Raw genomic sequence first — 17,232 nt, forward strand, 5'->3', positions numbered from 1 at the left:
GGTGGGGGCGCGCGGGACAATGTCGGGGTGCAGGGCTCAGCGGTTCAGGATCGGGTGTTGTTGGACGCGGCGGCGGTGTGCGGGCATCTTGTGCCGCCGGGGTCGGTGTATGCGCTGTTGGCCGAGCATCGTGGCCGGCTGTTCGGTGACGAGTTGTTCGAGGATCTGTTCGGGTCGGGTCGGGGCCGTCCGTCGGTGCCGGGCGAGGTGATCGCTGCGGTGATGGTGCTGCAGGCTCTCGAGGGCCTGTCGGACCGTGAGGCGTGTCGGCGGTTGCAGACCGATGTGGCGTGGAAGGCCGCGGCAGGGCTGGCGCTGACCGAGGCGGCGTTCCATCCCACGGTTTTGACTCTGTGGCGCAACAAGCTGCGCGCGAGCGGCCGCCCGGATCGGGTGTTCGACGCGGTGCGCGAGCTGATCGCTGTGACGGGCGCTGTGGCTGGCAGCGCTCGGCGGGTGCTCGATTCCACGGTGCTCGACGACGCTGTGGCCCGTCAGGACACCGTGACGATGGTGACGAACCAGATCCGGCGGGTCCGCAGGCTGGTTCCCGAACTGGGCGAGGTGCCGGTGCGCGAACGCAATCTGGACCCGGCCGCGCCGGTGGTGGACTGGTGCGATCCCGCCGACGCCGAGCGGCTGGTGTCCGAGCTGGTCGACGACGCTGTGGAACTGGCTGCGGCTGCGGCGGATCTCGATCTCGACGCTGCTCAGGCCGACGCGGTGGGCCTGTTGGGGCTGGTCGCGGGCCAAGACGTGGAGCCCGCCGGGGGGCCGGGACGGTGGCGGATCGCCCGCGGCACCGCGAAGGGCCGGGTGATCAGCGTGGTGGATCCCGAGTCGCGTCACACCCACAAGACCTCTCACAGCTACCGCGACGGCTACAAGGCCCACATCGCGGCCGAGCCCGACACCGGGCTGGTCACCGCTGCTGATCTCACCGGCGGCGACGCCGGCGACGCGGACGCAGCGATGGGGCTGCTCGACGGCGAGCCCGCCGGCACCACGGTGCTCGCCGACAGCGCTTATGGCACCGGGCAGCTTCGCGCCGATCTCGTCGAGCGCGCCATGGACGCGGTGATCAAGCCGCCGCCGCTGAGCGTCGCCGTCGAGGGCGGCTACAGCATCGACGACTTCGACATCGACTACAGCATCGACGCCGACACAGGCGAGTTCCCCGGCACCGTGGCCTGCCCCGAAGGCCACACCGTGCACATCACCCCCAAAGGCAACGCCCGCTTCGGCCGACACTGCGCCCGATGCCCCCAACGCGACCGCTGCACCACCGCCGAGAACGGACGCGTCATCAAGATCCACCCCCACCACGAACTGCTCAAAGCAGCACGCGTCCAAGCCCGCACCGACGAGTTCCAGCACCAATACCGCACCGTGCGGCCCATGGCCGAAAGAACCATCGCGTGGATCGTGCGCCGCAACCGAAGATGCCCCTACCTCGGCACCGCCAACAACCGGCACTGGCTGCGGCTGCGCGCCGCCGCGGTCAACCTCCAACGCCTCACCAGCCTCGGACTCCACCACAACGGCACCACCTGGGCCATCACCTGACCCAACCCCCACCGACAAGCCGAACCCGCAGCCCACAACCGAACCCCGCCGCGCCCCAACCCACGACCACAGCCCAACCAAGCCCAAGACACCGACACACCAACCGACTTACTCAGCAGTCTCCTAGGCCTTCGTGGAACAGCGGCAACAGAAACTCGCGGTAGAACGCGTAGAAGCGGTCCTCGCCGAACTGCTCGCGGACAGACCGAAGCCGATTCTGAAGGTAGTTCTGATCCCCGTCCAGAAATCGCTTCTGCTGGATGAAGTAGATGAACATCAGCCGGTTCAGAAGCACCGACACATACCAGCGCCGATTCTCCACAGTCGGGATGCCCTCGACCTCGGCGACAAAGGCCTTGTGGTGCTTCTGGAACTCCCGGTAGAACGACTTGGTAACCATGTCGGCGTTGAACGAACGCCGAATCCGAGCGAGCACTGACGTGGCAGTGAGCCCGTCCTCTTCGTCAAGCGTGAAGCTTGCTCCGACGAGCCGCTGCAGAAGCGCCTCGGTAGGCGCTGCTGAGGGGTAGACATGGTCCACGAGGCGATACCCGACCCCGCTGGGGCGCTGCTCCGGCCACAGCCACAGATGCTGACCCGGCGACACGAACACGACGAGCTGGTCTCGGCTGAAACGCTTGAGCCGCCGTACGACGCGATGCTGCTCCGAACGCTCCGGCGCACCAGCGGGACACTCCACCAGCCAAGCGGTCACACCACGCTTGTCAGCAACCGCCACCGGACTTAGGTTGCTGTCCTCCACCAGCACGGTCTCGATCGCCCCCGGGTTGTCCCAACCCATGCGGCGAAACAGAACTCCGAAGTCACCCTGCTGCAACAGCCCCGCCAACTCCTGCTCGGTCACTGCTGGCCCCGCTCGACCATCCAGTGCTGTCGGAGTTCCTCAAATGGCGAGCACAGCACCGGGTCGGCTGACGGTCCGAGCCCGACCCCTGTGGCCCCGCCTGCCATGTCGCCGTGCATTCCGGTCAACTGCAGTTCGGCACCGCAGCAGCCGACTGCTGTGTGAAATTGCCGTTATCCATCATCTCGGGTCCATTGTCTAGCCGAATCCGCTGAACGGCGTGAATGCCGCGCCCCGTTCGATCCAGGATCCCATCGCCGCAACGAGAGCGCCGAATCGCAGCCCGCTGCGCTGATTGACGAGAGCAGGTGCTGCGCGCTGAGCCGTTCCGTGCGGATCAGGCCGTCTGAGGCGGCTCACGGGGGTAGTTGTAGAACTGCGCGACCGCGCCTCGGTCGGCGGTCTCGTTGCGGGTGTAGTGCGCGGGCATCGTCGGGGAACGCCATCGACCGGCGGTCATCAGGCTGGGCAGCTCGACGCCTATTCGTGCAAGGTCCTGAGCCATGCCGACACGTGGCGAGTGTCCGCTGAATCCGTCGCCCAGGCCGGCCTCCAAGGCTGCCTTCTTGATCCGAAGCGAGATCTGATTCGAGCTGAGCTCGAACACCCGGAGTCCCGCTGGGGCGCCATTGCGAATCGACGCAAGGGCCGCCATGGTCTGCGTCGACACGAACACCACGGCACCCTCGCCGTCGGGGTCGGTCTTCGAACGCCGAATCAGCACTCGCCCGCTGCCATCGGGCACCGTTTCGATGTCGCTCCAGGTCAGCGCGGCGCATTCGGAGACCCTGAGCATCGCGTCGCGCATGAGCCTCACGAGAGCGATGTCGACGCTTCCTCTCCTCGCGGCGGCCTGTGCGCTCTCTCGTCTGCCGTTCTTTCCGAGTCGCTGCCGGCAGGCGCTGGCTGCGATTGCGTCGAGCGCATCCGCTGTGAGGCCCTTCGCCTGCTTCTGAGACTTGCCGGCCACTCGAGTCGCCCCCCGGAGCGTTCTCTTGACGTCCGGGTGGCTGCACGGGTTCCCGAGGCCGCAGTTGCTGTGTACGTAAGCGATCGCAGCGGCGGCGACTCGCAGCGTGGCCGGCTTGTGCCCGCGCTGCTCAAAGCGCTCAGCCAAGTACGCAGCGACATGCTCGGGCTCGGCAGGAAGTGCCGGGACGTTCCGAGTAGTGGCCCAGGTGACGAAGCTCCGCCATTGACTTCTGTAGCTGCGGATCGTGTTGTGAGTGACCTCGTGGCAAAACAGTCCGCTCAGATTCTCCGCATCGGAATCTGTGAGGAGGACAACATCGGCGATTGCCTCGTATCCCGGGCGTGTGAGGGACGAGTTCCGAGTCAGTTGCTCGCTGGTCAGGACCACGCTGTCGCGGACGACTTCTTGCCAGCAGCTGGGGCGCTGAGGAATACCCCGTTCCGTCGCATCCTCGAACGTCGAGAATCCGAGCTCATCCGTCTCTTCGCAAGAGCCGTTGGCCTCGTTGATCTGACTGGATTCGACCGGCGGTACTGACGGGCCCACACACGCAAGCCCAGTGCCGGACGCTCGCCCACTTGGTGTCGTCATGGGCTGACGCTGCAAGCGCACGATCGCCGTGGGCTCCACCGGCAATATGCGACATCTGCAAAATTACATGTAGTCATACAAAGGGCAGTATCCAAGGGATAACGGCAATTGTCCCCGCCTCGATCTTGACTGTGTGAGGGCACGGAAACAAGCCCTCATTGACTATTTCTCTCGATGATTTGACTCGAATTCGTCCCCGACATTTGCTAGGTCCCATCACCACGAACTCCCCATCGGACCATGCGCATACGCACCGACTGGACTGAGAACTCCTGCCCAACAACGGCGGCGTTCGACCTCAGCGCCGCCACTAGCTTTGGCCCCCAGTCAGACGAAAGGGACATCGGCCGTCCAACGCACTTGGCTCAGCCTGTTGAGACTTCGCGGGCCTGCGGGAAGCGGCGTGCTGAGCTCGGCGAGTCACCTGCGTGGCCCAACTTAGCCAGAAGCTCAGCCCCGCCCGGCTGCGGCTGCACACGTACTTCGATCGGGCCCACGTCGGAACGTTCGACATCGAGCGTCATCGCGATCGCCTCGCACGCGGCCGCCGGTACCTCGTCGAGGTGCCTCGCCTGCGAGAAGACGCCCCGCGGCGACGGAACCGTTATCGCCCACCACTCGCCAGACTGCTCGACTTCGACGCGACGTCCCGAGGTGGCCACGTCAGGTCTTGCGACTCGACAATCGTGCCAGCCACGGCGAGGATTCCACGGGCCGTGTGTTCGCTGATTTCGCGGCGCAGCGGCATGACCAGACGCTGGCTTCCCCGCACTCAGATTTCGTGGTCCCGTCTCTCACACAGCCAGTTCAGACCAGAGCCTCCCCCAGCACCGATCGCTGCAGGCTGTCACACGCCCTCCATACGGTTGATCCCACTATGGAGGCGGTTCAAGCGGGGCTCGGCGGGCTGACGGCGGTGGAACAAGCGCTGGCGACGATGTCGGTAGCGTCGCGGCCCGCGGCGGCAGACCCGACGCTCAAACAACAGCCACGGCGAAGCCCGTTGTCGCCTTACGAACGAGCGTTACTCACCGAATCTCGCGAATTGGACAGCTCGTAGGGACCGTGGCACGCTACCGGACGCTCTCTCAAGACAAGCCCAGCGGACCTCATCCAAGAAATACCTCCAAATGCTATCATAATGACTATATTAGATTCTAATCAGTTGATGTTTGCGTGAATCGCTCAAACCTGCGCTTCGGGAATTGTGCTGGCCCATATGATCGAGAAAGGAAACGAAACTGGATATCGACGATGAACTCTGCCGCACGAGAGAACCTTCGTCGCGGTTCGCGGGTCGCGCGACGGTTTCATACCTCACTCGGAATGCGCGAACGCACCCACGCGCCGCTTCGGAGACCCCACGGCGATCTCGCCCACGGGCGGATACGAAGCACCGACCAGGCGCGAAGCCATTTCGGCGAACTGCGCCGCCATCGCCGGCCAGGTCTTCGACCGCGAGCATCCGAGGCATGTCCTGAAGCCTTTGCGTCCACTTACCGCCGATATGCAACCGATCCACAGCTAGCTTGGCCTAGATCCATGAGCGTCCAACCCGTAATCGCATCGAATTTCTCGCAATGCATGGAACAGCTCCAAGAGGGATACGTGTTCAGCGTTGCCGCAACAGCGGGCTGCGCCGCCGAGCTGACGCACCGTGACCAGAATGGTATTGACGTAACGTTTACTCGCCCAAGCGGGTCCACGCTTGAAGAGGCAATTCTTCAGGCACAGCTCAAGTGCAGCACGACGTTGCAACCGGATCCCTCCAAACCCACGTTTTCTTTCAAATTCAGTCGCCGTGCACACTTCGACCATCTCGCGAAAGCGCGATCGACGGTTACGGCGATCCTGCTCGTCATGGTCACTGACCCGGATCAGTCAAGGTGGACCTCAGGGAACCACGACTCGTTGTCGGTAAGGAAGTGTTGCTACTGGTCATACCTCGAGGGCCAAGTAAGTCAGGCAGAGTATCCCACGGTTCAGATACCGACGCACCAAGTGTTTTCAGCTAATGCGCTCAGCGATCTCCTCGATCGACTACAGCAAGGCCAGTCGCTGTGAGTGAATCCGACGAACTCAAACAGAAGCAAGATCCGACCGTTCTTCAAGAACCCCAACCTGAAGATACTCGTCCACTCTCTGACACATTTGGTCTAGTTGGGAGGCTAGAACCAGAGCGTCTCTTGACATTGCTCCGGGGCACCGGCTTTCAGGATGTTGGACACCGAGAGAACAGTTATGTCCGATTGGCGAATCGTGAGGACCCTCACCTTAGACACAATTCGGTAATCGTACCACTCAATCGTGCGGCAAGCGATTTCGAGGATCTGATGGCTGTGGCGCTCGAGACGCTCCGCGGTGAGTGGCCAATTGAATGGCATAGGTCGATTGAGCCGCTTCTTGGAATGGATGCAGCCGATGTATTCGACTTTCGCAAAGAAACTTCCGCACCGCGTGGCCTCATACCCTGGAATGACGGCAGAGATCTGATAGAGAGCGCGCGATACACACTCGTCGCAGGCGCTAAGGCACATATGGAGCCTTCTCGCCATTTCTCCAATCGATTCGGTCAATTCGCAAATCGCTACCTTGACCAAGTGCTTATGGGCCAGTCGGGCGTCGGCAGCTACATTGTGACTGCGATGGCGCCAGTCACAGCCCGTGTACCTATTCGCAAGTCGTCTGACGCAACACTTGGATATGATGGTATTGATGAGGTGAGTGCTCGCGAGATTTGTACGTCGGTGATAAGAGCACTCGAAGGCGCCACGGAGGCGCTTGACCATTTCAAGATCTTAGGTTCAATGACAGGATTTGAGGAGCAAGTGAACCGAGGAGTCTCTTATGAACTCCTAAGAGCTCTCCGCGACATGTCTGCCGGAGCTGACGAAAGCGACATAACTGTCAAGGTTGCGTCGATGGGAGGCTCTCTATTTCAAGATGTTGAACCCATGATTCACCGATTCCAATTCACGGGAGGAGACACGCCTATCTTGGAGCGGGCGTCGGTTCAACTTTCTGCTCCCTCCGAGAATTTAAATGAGCGAGTAACCGTAGAAGGTCGAGTTCATCTTCTGACCAAGAAGGATGTGGGTATCGTTGGCGTCGTCGGCGTCGACGATGGCGATCATCGCTACCGCGTTCGGCTAAGCTCTGACGAGGAATACCATCAGGCGGTGATGGCACATGACGAGGATAGGAACATTAGGGTCGAAGGAGAGTTGTCACTTGAGGGATCTCTCCGATGGCTCTATGGCGCAATACTGCAGACCACATTAGGCAGCCCTCGCTCGCAACCGTCAGCAGGCCTTGGCCAACAGCTGGAACTAGAAGTTTCAGAAGGCTCAGGTTGCTAGGCCCTAGGTGTTCAGGTCAGAGACCGACTGAAGGATCCACCTCGCTTGCTGGGTCCACGACTATAACTGCCACTGACGCCATACCGCTGTTGGTGGCCCGCTCGCATCACGCGCACACAACTTCATGCGAACTGACAACTAGCGCTGTATTGGAGCAATGATGATCACAATCCCGATACCAGAATGGATTCAGTGGGGCGCTTTGGTGCTGGCGATGGTGTACGCGATTCCCAAAGCGCTTCGTGCGGTGATTGTGGCATCCTTTTATCTGTTCTGCCTCGGTGTACGGGCTTGGCCGATGCGTATCCGTGGCGAGAGCGGCGAAGCGAAACTACTGCCACGGAACGCAGTTGGGCGAAGCGAACAAGTGACTACTGACATCGTGGGTTGGGCATTCGGCGAGAGACCCGTGTTCAACGAAACCGAACTCGAGACAGATCCCGACATAGGCAAATTCGTTCCCGGTGATGTGGTGGAACTGCTTTCAGGCGGACCATCCATGACAGTCAGCGGTACTGAACGCAGACCTGATGGCTCCACGATGGTTGGGGTCGACTGGTTCGACGGCAGCACTTCCCAGAGTGCTGCGTACCCCCCTGCACAACTGAAGAAACAGTATTCGTCCGAAGATTCGTGACAACGAGCTGCGAGCCGGCCTGGCACTTGTGGCGTCAACGTGGTCCCCATCAACGCTAGCCCGCACCGAGGGCTCAAGCGCCGAGTTACGGGAATCAGTCCGGCGGCGTGCTGCTCAGAACAAACTGACGGGGACCCGTTAGTTTGTCCAGTCGGAGCCAAGCTGGGCACCGCGGTCACACGGGAGAATGCATGAGTCATGGCCCGCCGCCCATGACTTAGTGCTTGCTCGATTCTGCACGACGCCCACACCGCCCTGTCCAGGACCGAATTCGACGCCTACCTCCAAGGTCGATACTGCGGCGTGGCGCTGTTGCTGGATCACCCCGAGCCGCTGGCCGTCCCGATACCGCTGCGCAAACTTCGACAGGCTCACGGCTCTCGCCCGCCCTTGAGCCCCGCCTATGTGTCCCACGCCCAGCGCAAGCGACTGCTGGCAGCGTAGAGACCGGTGAGGGGCCGGGTCGGCGTCAGCCGGCGAGAGTCGCTTCAGGGGTTGAGATCTCGACTTCGACCATTTCGAACCGGGTCGAGAGCATCGCCGTGGCGTCGCCGCCCTCAGCCAGCAACTCCGCTTCCGAGTCGGCGAGGGCCTGGGCGTAGTACGCGATGGCATCGTCGATGGACATCGCAGGCACTGATACGGGGTCGCCACTCTCGACCAGGCCATCGATGTGGAAGGCGAGCGCTTCGCGGATGTTCTCGAGCATCTCATCGGGGGTCTCGGCGGTGCTGATGCATCCCGGGACGTCGGGCGCGTAGGCACCGTAGTTGTTCGAGGTCTGCTCAATGACGACTGCGTAGGTCAGCTTCATCGCGAACTCCCGCGGAGGCCTGCTTGTCTCAGGATGTTGAGCCACGTACCCCTTGGCGCCTCGTGCCGAAGCTAGCCGGGGTCGTGGCCGTACCCGGCTTGCCAGGACGGCGAACCGGCGTCGCCGACAGCGGCGGCTGTGCTGGCCCTACTCGGCCAAGAACTCAGTCCCACCCTGCTGCTGCATATGCACGTCGATAGGACCGACGTCGGCGGGATCAACGTCGAGCATTATGGCGATGGCCTCACGAGCGGCCGCCGGCACCTCGTCGAGGTGTCTCGCTTGGGAGAAGACGCCCCGAAGCGAGGGAACCGTTATCGCCCACCACTCGCCGAAGCGCACGACGTCGACGCGATGTCCCAAGGCGGTCACGTCAGGTCTCATGGTTCAACCATCTTGCCAGCCTCGGTGAGGATGCCGCGCGCCGTGTGCTCGTTGATTTCCCGATGCCGCGGTATCACCAAGCGCTCGCTTCCCAAGATCCAGATCTCGTGATTCCGTCCTTCGCGGAGCAGGTGGAAATCTACGCCTCCCGTACGAGCGATCGCTGCGAGCTGACGCAAGAGGTCACGCTTCTTCACGGAGCTGATGCTCGCCCGAGGATTGCGCTGGGTCCAAGATGTTTTCGTCATCGCTGCCGCTATGTCGCCAGGGGCCCTTGAAGGCGCAGTGTCGAGCTTCACGTCAATCAGCAGGTCGCGTTGCTGGCGCCGCCAGAATTCGCGCTTGCGCTGGTCACGGTGGCTTCATATGTTGAGACCATGGTAAATGTCATAGATGTGATTTGGCTTCATCCGAGCCGATTCCGCCCCTTGGAGGACGGCCCTGTCCTGCTGGCCGACACCCCTGCATTCAAGGAATGGGAGGCTCGGGTGGAGGTCTGGAACTTCTACCTGCGGCTGGGGCATCGAGCGCAAGGCTCCGGCTGACCCCCGGCCAGTTTTTCGGCGCATGAGCGAGAAGCACGTAGATGAGCGGGCTGCGAATGGTTAGCCGGAGGGGAACGTCCGCGCCTGCTGCATCGGTGGCAAGCATCGCGGATGACGGCCCAACGGACTCGTCTACGACGCCAGGCCAATTCGTCGCGCGGAACTGACTGGCGACGATCGCCAAGAAGGTGGAGTGTTTGAGTGTCCTCTCGTATTCCGAAGCTTGCGGCGCAGTGGCTAAGGCCATACATCTCGTTCACTGTTTTCGACCAACCAGCCGAACGAGGATCGATCGACTTCGTTTGCAAGGCAATCCGCCGGTATGTCGACGAGGACAAGCGTTCTCAGTTGATCGCTGACGGGCTTGGCGGAACCTCAGTAGGCGCTGCGGAATCGCTTGAGCTGTCGCTGTGTATCGCATATCGGACGCAGCGCTTCCCTCCTTGGGGCAGATTGTCGTCATCCGTCGAGAACGCGGAAGGAACCGAGTCAAGACTCCATCTGGCAATCGTCTTTGAGTCCGAGGGGCTTATTGCGATCCACTCGACCGATGAGCGAATTCGTGACCAGCTCCTACGTCTGCAGAAGAAGCTGCAGCTTGGCGGAGTCGGGCTCATCACACGGCCAGCATTGGAGGAGGCCCTCTTGCAAGGCGATGTCGCTACTTTCTGGATGGGCGAAGGTGCTGCAGGTCGCGGTGGTCGGGGACCCAGGAGCAAGACGCACCACGGGATCCACCTGGAGGACACGATCGACCAGGTCGATGACCAGCGCTACACGCTCGCTGGTGCCCGGGCCACAGTCGGAGAGGACTTACTCGGGAGTCTTGGCAAGGGTGTGATCGGCACCAATCTGGAGCGATCAAGCTTCTGGCTCCGCAGGGCCAAGGACTGGCCAGAGTTCGTTGCAATCACAGCAAGGATCCTGTCAGCGATCAACGACGTGCTGAATGCAGGTGGAGGCCGAGAACGATTTGTCGTCTTCGCTCGGTACGTCGACGCCATTGACGAGCTCGAGATGCCATACGACGTCTCGTTCGTTCCGCCGGGAGAGGTACCAGGCGAGACTCCGACAGACGAAGCAGTGGACGCCTGCGATTGGCTGTCGCAGCACATCGCTGGTATCGAGGCAACTGGCCGACGCTCGGCCCGGATACTTGTTCACGAGTACGGCGGTGCTGAGTGCACGATTGTGATGAAGCCGGATCGGCAAGGGAAGTCCATAGCAATCAACCCAACTATCGGCCCGGGAAACGAACGCTTGGGCCGACGATTCCTAGCGGAGCTCGGTCACGTCGAACCGATCTTGTACTACGGGTCCGGACACACGGTGAGCCAGCGGGGGATCGTCGCGGAGCGCTTTGCCGATGCGACCTTCGGCGGTTGGAAGTTCGAATCGCTTGGGAACACCGATATCAGCACTGAGAAGCCTGGCAACGGGACTCGGGCCGACATCAAGCGCCTCGGAGGCCAGGACGACGACCGATCGCTCTTCGGTTGGATCATTCGGACCTTCCGATCTGGTTGGCTCTTCTGCGACGACGGTCCTGATGAGCTGTTCGACTTCCTGCACCTTGACCCGGCGGAAGGACGTCTGTCTGTCTGGCACGTCAAGGCTTGTGCGTCTGGCTCACGACGCTCCATCGCTGTAGTTCCATACGAGCAAGTGTGTGCTCAGGTGACAAAGAACATCCCCTCCCTGTCTCCTCAAAAGCTCGTGGATGACCTTGGTCTGCGACATTCAGAGAACCGACTAGGAGACTGCTGATTTATTGGGCGCGATTTCCGCGTGCGGGGTGGGGGCGCGCGGGACAATGTCGGGGTGCAGGGCTCAGCGGTTCAGGATCGGGTGTTGTTGGACGCGGCGGCGGTGTGCGGGCATCTTGTGCCGCCGGGGTCGGTGTATGCGCTGTTGGCCGAGCATCGTGGCCGGCTGTTCGGTGACGAGTTGTTCGAGGATCTGTTCGGGTCGGGTCGGGGCCGTCCGTCGGTGCCGGGCGAGGTGATCGCTGCGGTGATGGTGCTGCAGGCTCTCGAGGGCCTGTCGGACCGTGAGGCGTGTCGGCGGTTGCAGACCGATGTGGCGTGGAAGGCCGCGGCAGGGCTGGCGCTGACCGAGGCGGCGTTCCATCCCACGGTTTTGACTCTGTGGCGCAACAAGCTGCGCGCGAGCGGCCGCCCGGATCGGGTGTTCGACGCGGTGCGCGAGCTGATCGCTGTGACGGGCGCTGTGGCTGGCAGCGCTCGGCGGGTGCTCGATTCCACGGTGCTCGACGACGCTGTGGCCCGTCAGGACACTGTGACGATGGTGACGAACCAGATCCGGCGGGTCCGCAGGCTGGTTCCCGAACTGGGCGAGGTGCCGGTGCGCGAACGCAATCTGGACCCGGCCGCGCCGGTGGTGGACTGGTGCGATCCCGCCGACGCCGAGCGGCTGGTGTCCGAGCTGGTCGACGACGCTGTGGAACTGGCTGCGGCTGCGGCGGATCTCGATCTCGACGCTGCTCAGGCCGACGCGGTGGGCCTGTTGGGGCTGGTCGCGGGCCAAGACGTGGAGCCCGCCGGGGGGCCGGGACGGTGGCGGATCGCCCGCGGCACCGCGAAGGGCCGGGTGATCAGCGTGGTGGATCCCGAGTCGCGTCACACCCACAAGACCTCTCACAGCTACCGCGACGGCTACAAGGCCCACATCGCGGCCGAGCCCGACACCGGGCTGGTCACCGCTGCTGATCTCACCGGCGGCGACGCCGGCGACGCGGACGCAGCGATGGGGCTGCTCGACGGCGAGCCCGCCGGCACCACGGTGCTCGCCGACAGCGCTTATGGCACCGGGCAGCTTCGCGCCGATCTCGTCGAGCGCGCCATGGACGCGGTGATCAAGCCGCCGCCGCTGAGCGTCGCTGTCGAGGGCGGCTACAGCATCGACGACTTCGACATCGACTACAGCATCGACGCCGACACAGGCGAGTTCCCCGGCACCGTGGCCTGCCCCGAAGGCCACACCGTGCACATCACCCCCAAAGGCAACGCCCGCTTCGGCCGACACTGCGCCCGATGCCCCCAACGCGACCGCTGCACCACCGCCGAGAACGGACGCGTCATCAAGATCCACCCCCACCACGAACTGCTCAAAGCAGCACGCGTCCAAGCCCGCACCGACGAGTTCCAGCACCAATACCGCACCGTGCGGCCCATGGCCGAAAGAACCATCGCGTGGATCGTGCGCCGCAACCGAAGATGCCCCTACCTCGGCACCGCCAACAACCGGCACTGGCTGCGGCTGCGCGCCGCTGTTGTGCGTCTGACTTTGCCGCGGAGGGTCCACCACAACGGCACCACCTGGGCCATCACCTGACCCAACCCCCACCGACAAGCCGAACCCGCAGCCCACAACCGAACCCCGCCGCGCCCCAACCCACGACCACAGCCCAACCAAGCCCAAGACACCGACACACCAACCGACTTACTCAGCAGTCTCCTAGGGCCGCTGTGGCACGACGGCGAGCCGACATCCGATGTTGAGTCGCTGATTGAGGCGATTCAACAACCACGCGCGAACCTCGAAGTGGTCGCCAAGATCCTTCAGCCCCATGTAACGAAATCCCTGTTGGCGAGGGCTCGGGCGCGAACCGACGAGAGCGTCCACGGGGACCTACAGCGTCTCCGGCGCCTCGATCAGCTGCTGCTCTCGACCGATGCAGCAGTCGGAAGAGTCGGTGCCCGCCTTGAGGTTGTGACATCGGGCCGCTAAGTGTCTGCTTGCCAGCGGCCGTGTTCGATACGCCGGCGAGCCATGTCATAGGGATATCGCTCGGCGTCGCGGTGCTGTTCACCACCGTGCCCCTGTGGGCGTTTCCAGCCGATGGAGAACTTCGGCGGGATACAAGGCCGGTTCGAGAACGACTGAACCCCGGAAGCCGCTAGAAAAGCGACCCCTCGGGGTTGTCGGACACCACATTATTTGAACCATCGGCTCGAATGCAACGCACCGACCGCAGTATCAACCGCCGGGCCTAATTCGGCTCTACGCAACCAAGCTGGGACGTCGGGTTCGGATTGGAGTGACGGGTTGAGTTTGGCATGGTTGGCGGCCGGCGGCGAGCAGTATGCGGAGCCGGTAGTTGCGAAGGTTGCGGAAGCCGCGTGCTGAGCGTTTGACGTCTTTGATGCGGGCGTTGGCTGCTTCGGTTCGTGCGTTGCTGGTGCGGGTGCGCACGGCGGTTGCGATCTCGGTGTGCCAGCGGCGCAGCGTGCGGGCCAGGGTGGCGAGCTCGGGCGGGGCGCTGGGGTGCTCGCACCAGGCGATCGCTTCGTCGAGATGCTGTTGCGCGTCGAGGGGATCGTCGGCGCGGAAGATGTCGCGGACGTGTTCTTTGGCGACCCAGCACTCGCGGATCTCGTCGGTGGGGTCGGCTGCGTCGAGCGCGGCGAGCATCTTGTCCCATGCTGCGGCGTCGAGCCGTTCCGCGCCGGTGAGCAGCAGCTTGCGAGCATGGTAGAGCGGGTCGCGTTTGCGGCCTCGGTGCCCGGTGGTCTCGTTGTGGACGCGTCGGCGGGCGCCGTCGAGCGCCTGGTTCGCGAGGCGCACGATCCCGAACGCGTCGGCTGCGATCTTCACGCTGTCGCTCAGGTGCGTGTCGCGGCGTGCGCGTGTGATGCCGCTGCGGTAGCCCTCGTGGGGGTCACAGCACACGACCTCGATGGCCGCTAGCCACCCGGCGGGCTGCTGTTCGAGCCATCTGTGCAGGTCAGCGGCGTTGCGGCCGTCGAAGACGTCGATGACCTGCCCGGTGGCCGCATCGACAGCGGCGGACACATAGCGGCGACGCGCCAGCCGCGACGCTGAGCGCATCACGGTCTCGTCGAGCCCCAGCCGAGCCACCGGCCCCACCCGACCGGGATCGCCGACGACCTGGCATGCCCAAGCAGCGACCGCGGACCACACCGTGGCCCACGCCACCCCCAGCCGGCGAGCCGTCGACGCCACACTGCCTTCCACCGCTTCCAGGCGAGCGGCGGCCCACTGCTCAGCCCGGCAAGTCAGGACCCGCCGCGGCGCGGCCAGCTCGCACTCCTCAGTCCACGTGCGCGTCTCGCACCCCGCGTTCGGGCACCACCAGATGCGCTTGCGCCACCGCACCTCGCACACCCCGCCATCGCGACCCGGCGCGTCGCGCAGCCGCACCTCCCGACGGCCCTTCGAACGCGCCCGCACACCGCACGCCCCACACAAAACTCTCTGCGCGTCGGGGGTCTGCACCCACAGCACGGTCTCGCCGCCATCGACACGAACCCGCGTGATCTCCACGCAATCCGCGCCCAGCAACACCACAGAACTAGCTTCAACCACCAGGGGCCTCCCGAGTCTTGGACTGTTCAACGAGTCACAAGAATCGGCGAGGCCCCTCCCTCAACGGTGGACCCTCACATCACCCAAGTCCCAGCTTCGATGAGAAGAGCCCCTAATTCTGAAACTGGCGGTGTGCGAGCGCTCGTCGGCACATGCGTGGTCCGAAGCGTTGCCCGGTAGCCAGCCGACGAGCTGTGGCATCTGCACGGCGCCGGCACCGCGCTCACGAATCCCGTTACGCCCCGGCCAGCTCGCCGGGTATGCTGGCATACATGAATCGGACCACTGTCAAGCTCCCATTCGAGCTCGACGCCCGCCTTCGCCACGAAGCCGCTCGGCGCAACATCACTATCTCAGAGCTGACGAGAGAGGCGATCGAGCACCATCTCGGGCCTCGGCGACGCCTCGGCGCGGCGGCGGCAGGTCGCAGCGGTTGTTCAGACGTCTCCGAACGCATCGAGGAGATCCTGGCCGGCGAGGTCCCAGCATCGCGCTGATCGTCGATGCTGGGCCGCTCTACGCCTACATCGACGCAGACGATCGACATCACGCGGCCAGCTTGAATCTGCTCTCGCAGCATCCGGGACCGCTCATCGTGCCGACCCTGGTGATCACCGAAGTCGCGTACCTCGTCGGCACGCGACTGGGTTCTCGGGCCGAAGTGCGGTTCTTGGGCGACCTCGCTTCTGGAGACCTGTTTGTGGAGCCCGTGGCAGCGAGTGACTGGCTGCGCATCGCCGAACTGGTTCACACCTACGGCGACCTGCCGTTGGGTACGGTCGATGCCTCCGTCATAGCCGCTGCAGAGCGCTTGGGCGCCACAGCCGTGGCCACCGTCGACCGCCGCCACTTCGGCGTGGTCCGGCCACTGCACTGCGAACGGCTCGAGATCCTGCCCTGACCGGTCGCCTTCCGAGTGCTCAGGTTCCCCCGCGCAAGCGGTGGGCTCCGCGCCTCCCGTTGACCGTCACCATAGCCACGAGGGTGCGGCGCATCTCGCCGCTACGCGGTCTCGAACTGGAGAGCGTTGAGGTTGAGATGAGGCGATCTGGCCGACACATTCAGCATCTCGATGCCGACGACCTGTTCGGCAGCGTTGAAATCCAACACCACCCCGGGCGCGACCTCGAGCGAGTCGACAATCGCAGAGTCGTCGAGATGGAAGTACAGCGCGTCGTCCTCCTTGTCGATTCGCAGCTTCATGCCTCACCTCGCATTCCGCACACGCACGTCGATTGGGCCCACGTCGGCTGGATCCACGTCGAGCATCATGGCAATCGCCTCGCGAGCAACCGCCGGCACCTCGTCAAGGTGCTTCGCCTGCGAGAAGACGCCCCGAAGCGAGGGAACGGTTATCGCCCACCACTCGCCAGATCGCACGACATCGACACGATTTCCCATGAGAGGCTGAGCGTACGCTGTCGGGCGAAATGCCAGCTCGGACTGAGAAGTCGCGTTGTGCGGTCGCGCTGTCGGCGTCAGCCGGCGAGAGCCGCCGGATGGCTTCCAATCTCGATTTCGACCGTCTCGAATCGGGTCTCAACGGTCTCGGCGCCATCGCCGAACTCGGCGTAGGAGCTGAGCACGTCCTCAGGAACGGGCCCACTGTGGTGCGCAACGGCATCGTCGATGCCGGTGGTCGGAGGCGGGGGCAGTTCGCCATCCGACATCATCGCTTCGATGTGGAAGACGAGCGCCTCCTGGATCATCTCCAGCGCCTCCTCCCGAGTCTTTCCGGTGCTGACGCAACCTGGGACATCGGGCACGCATGCACTGAAGTTGTGCGGCATCTCCTCGAGCGTGACCACGTAGGTCAACTTCATCGGCTTCGTCTCCTCAGCCCCGCTTGGGTCATGATGCTCGCCCAGAGCCTCGGGCCTACATTGTCGCTCAGTTTGCCCGGGATCGTGACCGTGCCAGGTTTGTCGGGGTGTCGAAAGTGGCGGTGGCTGCCTCGTGTTCGCGCATGGGTCCAACCGTCGCGTTCGACGAGCCGTATCGCGTCGCGCACTGTCGGCATGCTTCGCTCCGTGCGGTCGACCGAGGCAGGTGCCCGGCGGTGGCGGGCGCAGCCTCGCACCGCCTCCGACGCGAGACCAGTGATTTTCTTGGCGAGTCGGCCCGCTGCAGGCATTCACGGCGATTGTGC

20 protein-coding genes are annotated in these 17,232 nt (G+C 63.6%); 9 read left to right on the forward strand and 11 right to left on the reverse strand.

Annotated features, from left to right (window positions below; all coding sequences use genetic code 11):
* Positions 1-27: 27 nt before the first annotated feature.
* On the forward strand, positions 28-1,566 hold the full coding sequence (locus ACQY5K_RS09945) for an IS1182 family transposase (protein WP_428114643.1): 1,539 nt from the start codon (positions 28-30) through the stop codon (positions 1,564-1,566).
* Between the two features lie 112 nt (positions 1,567-1,678).
* Here ACQY5K_RS09945 and ACQY5K_RS09950 read toward each other — a convergent pair whose 3' ends face one another.
* The 3 genes from ACQY5K_RS09950 to ACQY5K_RS09960 all read right to left on the reverse strand — a co-directional run bounded on the left by ACQY5K_RS09950 (position 1,679) and on the right by ACQY5K_RS09960 (position 3,950).
* Positions 1,679-2,431: a hypothetical protein gene (locus tag ACQY5K_RS09950; RefSeq protein ID WP_428114645.1), complete on the reverse strand. Its 753-nt coding sequence runs from the start codon at positions 2,429-2,431 to the stop codon at positions 1,679-1,681.
* A 198-nt stretch (positions 2,432-2,629) separates the two neighbouring features.
* Positions 2,630-2,791 (reverse strand): hypothetical protein, encoded by a 162-nt coding sequence (locus ACQY5K_RS09955; protein ID WP_428114647.1) that lies wholly within the window; start codon positions 2,789-2,791, stop codon positions 2,630-2,632.
* Complete coding sequence (locus tag ACQY5K_RS09960) at positions 2,769-3,950, reverse strand: tyrosine-type recombinase/integrase (RefSeq protein WP_428114650.1); 1,182 nt, start codon at positions 3,948-3,950, stop codon at positions 2,769-2,771. The genes ACQY5K_RS09955 and ACQY5K_RS09960 overlap by 23 nt, the downstream gene beginning before the upstream one ends.
* 1,629 nt (positions 3,951-5,579) lie before the next feature.
* Between ACQY5K_RS09960 and ACQY5K_RS09965 the strand changes: the two genes are divergently transcribed.
* The 3 genes from ACQY5K_RS09965 (at position 5,580) to ACQY5K_RS09975 (ending at position 7,991) form a co-directional block, all read left to right on the forward strand.
* The gene (locus ACQY5K_RS09965; RefSeq protein WP_428122630.1) at positions 5,580-6,059 is read left to right on the forward strand and encodes a DUF4365 domain-containing protein; all 480 of its coding nucleotides are present in this window, start codon (positions 5,580-5,582) and stop codon (positions 6,057-6,059) included.
* Positions 6,056-7,354, forward strand: coding sequence for a hypothetical protein (locus ACQY5K_RS09970; RefSeq protein WP_428114652.1), 1,299 nt, complete (start codon positions 6,056-6,058; stop codon positions 7,352-7,354). The genes ACQY5K_RS09965 and ACQY5K_RS09970 overlap by 4 nt, the downstream gene beginning before the upstream one ends.
* 157 nt (positions 7,355-7,511) lie before the next feature.
* Positions 7,512-7,991 carry a YodC family protein gene (locus tag ACQY5K_RS09975; protein ID WP_428114654.1) on the forward strand — a complete coding sequence of 160 codons (480 nt, stop codon included), beginning with the start codon at positions 7,512-7,514 and terminating at the stop codon, positions 7,989-7,991.
* A gap of 469 nt (positions 7,992-8,460) precedes the next feature.
* Here ACQY5K_RS09975 and ACQY5K_RS09980 read toward each other — a convergent pair whose 3' ends face one another.
* From ACQY5K_RS09980 to ACQY5K_RS09990, 3 genes are all read right to left on the reverse strand, one after another.
* Positions 8,461-8,805, reverse strand: a complete 345-nt coding sequence (locus tag ACQY5K_RS09980) for a type II toxin-antitoxin system HicB family antitoxin (RefSeq protein WP_428114656.1) — start codon at positions 8,803-8,805, stop codon at positions 8,461-8,463.
* A gap of 147 nt (positions 8,806-8,952) precedes the next feature.
* Complete coding sequence (locus ACQY5K_RS09985; protein ID WP_428114658.1) at positions 8,953-9,189, reverse strand: type II toxin-antitoxin system HicB family antitoxin; 237 nt, start codon at positions 9,187-9,189, stop codon at positions 8,953-8,955.
* Positions 9,186-9,386: a type II toxin-antitoxin system HicA family toxin gene (locus ACQY5K_RS09990; protein ID WP_428114661.1), complete on the reverse strand. Its 201-nt coding sequence runs from the start codon at positions 9,384-9,386 to the stop codon at positions 9,186-9,188. Before ACQY5K_RS09990 ends, ACQY5K_RS09985 begins: the two co-directional genes overlap by 4 nt.
* A gap of 180 nt (positions 9,387-9,566) precedes the next feature.
* On the opposite strand from ACQY5K_RS09990, the gene ACQY5K_RS09995 reads away from it, so the two are divergent.
* The 3 genes from ACQY5K_RS09995 to ACQY5K_RS10005 all read left to right on the forward strand — a co-directional run bounded on the left by ACQY5K_RS09995 (position 9,567) and on the right by ACQY5K_RS10005 (position 13,088).
* Entirely contained in the window at positions 9,567-9,734 is a 168-nt protein-coding gene (locus ACQY5K_RS09995) for a hypothetical protein (RefSeq protein ID WP_428114664.1), read from the forward strand.
* Positions 9,735-9,935: 201 nt separating this feature from the next.
* Complete coding sequence (locus ACQY5K_RS10000; protein WP_428114667.1) at positions 9,936-11,501, forward strand: hypothetical protein; 1,566 nt, start codon at positions 9,936-9,938, stop codon at positions 11,499-11,501.
* A gap of 54 nt (positions 11,502-11,555) precedes the next feature.
* Complete coding sequence (locus tag ACQY5K_RS10005) at positions 11,556-13,088, forward strand: IS1182 family transposase (protein ID WP_428114670.1); 1,533 nt, start codon at positions 11,556-11,558, stop codon at positions 13,086-13,088.
* A gap of 669 nt (positions 13,089-13,757) precedes the next feature.
* Here the strand turns inward: ACQY5K_RS10005 and ACQY5K_RS10010 are convergent.
* The gene (locus ACQY5K_RS10010; RefSeq protein WP_428114672.1) at positions 13,758-15,065 is read right to left on the reverse strand and encodes an ISL3 family transposase; all 1,308 of its coding nucleotides are present in this window, start codon (positions 15,063-15,065) and stop codon (positions 13,758-13,760) included.
* Between the two features lie 290 nt (positions 15,066-15,355).
* On the opposite strand from ACQY5K_RS10010, the gene ACQY5K_RS10015 reads away from it, so the two are divergent.
* Both ACQY5K_RS10015 and ACQY5K_RS10020 read left to right on the forward strand, forming a co-directional pair.
* Entirely contained in the window at positions 15,356-15,580 is a 225-nt protein-coding gene (locus tag ACQY5K_RS10015; RefSeq protein ID WP_428114675.1) for a ribbon-helix-helix protein, CopG family, read from the forward strand.
* Positions 15,517-15,984 (forward strand): type II toxin-antitoxin system VapC family toxin, encoded by a 468-nt coding sequence (locus tag ACQY5K_RS10020; protein ID WP_428114678.1) that lies wholly within the window; start codon positions 15,517-15,519, stop codon positions 15,982-15,984. The genes ACQY5K_RS10015 and ACQY5K_RS10020 overlap by 64 nt, the downstream gene beginning before the upstream one ends.
* A gap of 101 nt (positions 15,985-16,085) precedes the next feature.
* On the opposite strand, the gene ACQY5K_RS10025 is transcribed toward ACQY5K_RS10020, so the two are convergent.
* From ACQY5K_RS10025 to ACQY5K_RS10040, 4 genes are all read right to left on the reverse strand, one after another.
* Complete coding sequence (locus tag ACQY5K_RS10025; protein WP_419840507.1) at positions 16,086-16,286, reverse strand: DUF2283 domain-containing protein; 201 nt, start codon at positions 16,284-16,286, stop codon at positions 16,086-16,088.
* Positions 16,287-16,289: 3 nt separating this feature from the next.
* Positions 16,290-16,484: a type II toxin-antitoxin system HicB family antitoxin gene (locus ACQY5K_RS10030; RefSeq protein WP_428114681.1), complete on the reverse strand. Its 195-nt coding sequence runs from the start codon at positions 16,482-16,484 to the stop codon at positions 16,290-16,292.
* Positions 16,485-16,561: 77 nt separating this feature from the next.
* Positions 16,562-16,906: a type II toxin-antitoxin system HicB family antitoxin gene (locus ACQY5K_RS10035; protein WP_428114684.1), complete on the reverse strand. Its 345-nt coding sequence runs from the start codon at positions 16,904-16,906 to the stop codon at positions 16,562-16,564.
* Complete coding sequence (locus ACQY5K_RS10040; protein WP_428114687.1) at positions 16,903-17,217, reverse strand: type II toxin-antitoxin system HicA family toxin; 315 nt, start codon at positions 17,215-17,217, stop codon at positions 16,903-16,905. Before ACQY5K_RS10040 ends, ACQY5K_RS10035 begins: the two co-directional genes overlap by 4 nt.
* Between the last annotated feature and the right edge of the window lie 15 nt (positions 17,218-17,232).

This window comes from Candidatus Poriferisodalis sp., assembly GCF_965262965.1.
Lineage (GTDB): Bacteria > Actinomycetota > Acidimicrobiia > Acidimicrobiales > Poriferisodalaceae > Poriferisodalis.

What these genes read in the sequence shown, in the direction of transcription:
- ACQY5K_RS09965 (WP_428122630.1), top strand. Translation starts at nt 5,580, where the DNA reads ATGGAACAGCTCCAAGAGGGATACGTGTTCAGCGTTGCCGCAACAGCG.
- ACQY5K_RS09975 (WP_428114654.1), top strand. Translation starts at nt 7,512, where the DNA reads ATGATGATCACAATCCCGATACCAGAATGGATTCAGTGGGGCGCTTTG.
- ACQY5K_RS09980 (WP_428114656.1), bottom strand. Translation starts at nt 8,805, where the DNA reads ATGAAGCTGACCTACGCAGTCGTCATTGAGCAGACCTCGAACAACTAC.
- ACQY5K_RS09985 (WP_428114658.1), bottom strand. Translation starts at nt 9,189, where the DNA reads ATGAGACCTGACGTGACCGCCTTGGGACATCGCGTCGACGTCGTGCGC.
- ACQY5K_RS09995 (WP_428114664.1), top strand. Translation starts at nt 9,567, where the DNA reads ATGGTAAATGTCATAGATGTGATTTGGCTTCATCCGAGCCGATTCCGC.
- ACQY5K_RS10015 (WP_428114675.1), top strand. Translation starts at nt 15,356, where the DNA reads ATGAATCGGACCACTGTCAAGCTCCCATTCGAGCTCGACGCCCGCCTT.
- ACQY5K_RS10025 (WP_419840507.1), bottom strand. Translation starts at nt 16,286, where the DNA reads ATGAAGCTGCGAATCGACAAGGAGGACGACGCGCTGTACTTCCATCTC.
- ACQY5K_RS10030 (WP_428114681.1), bottom strand. Translation starts at nt 16,484, where the DNA reads ATGGGAAATCGTGTCGATGTCGTGCGATCTGGCGAGTGGTGGGCGATA.
- ACQY5K_RS10035 (WP_428114684.1), bottom strand. Translation starts at nt 16,906, where the DNA reads ATGAAGTTGACCTACGTGGTCACGCTCGAGGAGATGCCGCACAACTTC.
- ACQY5K_RS10040 (WP_428114687.1), bottom strand. Translation starts at nt 17,217, where the DNA reads ATGCCTGCAGCGGGCCGACTCGCCAAGAAAATCACTGGTCTCGCGTCG.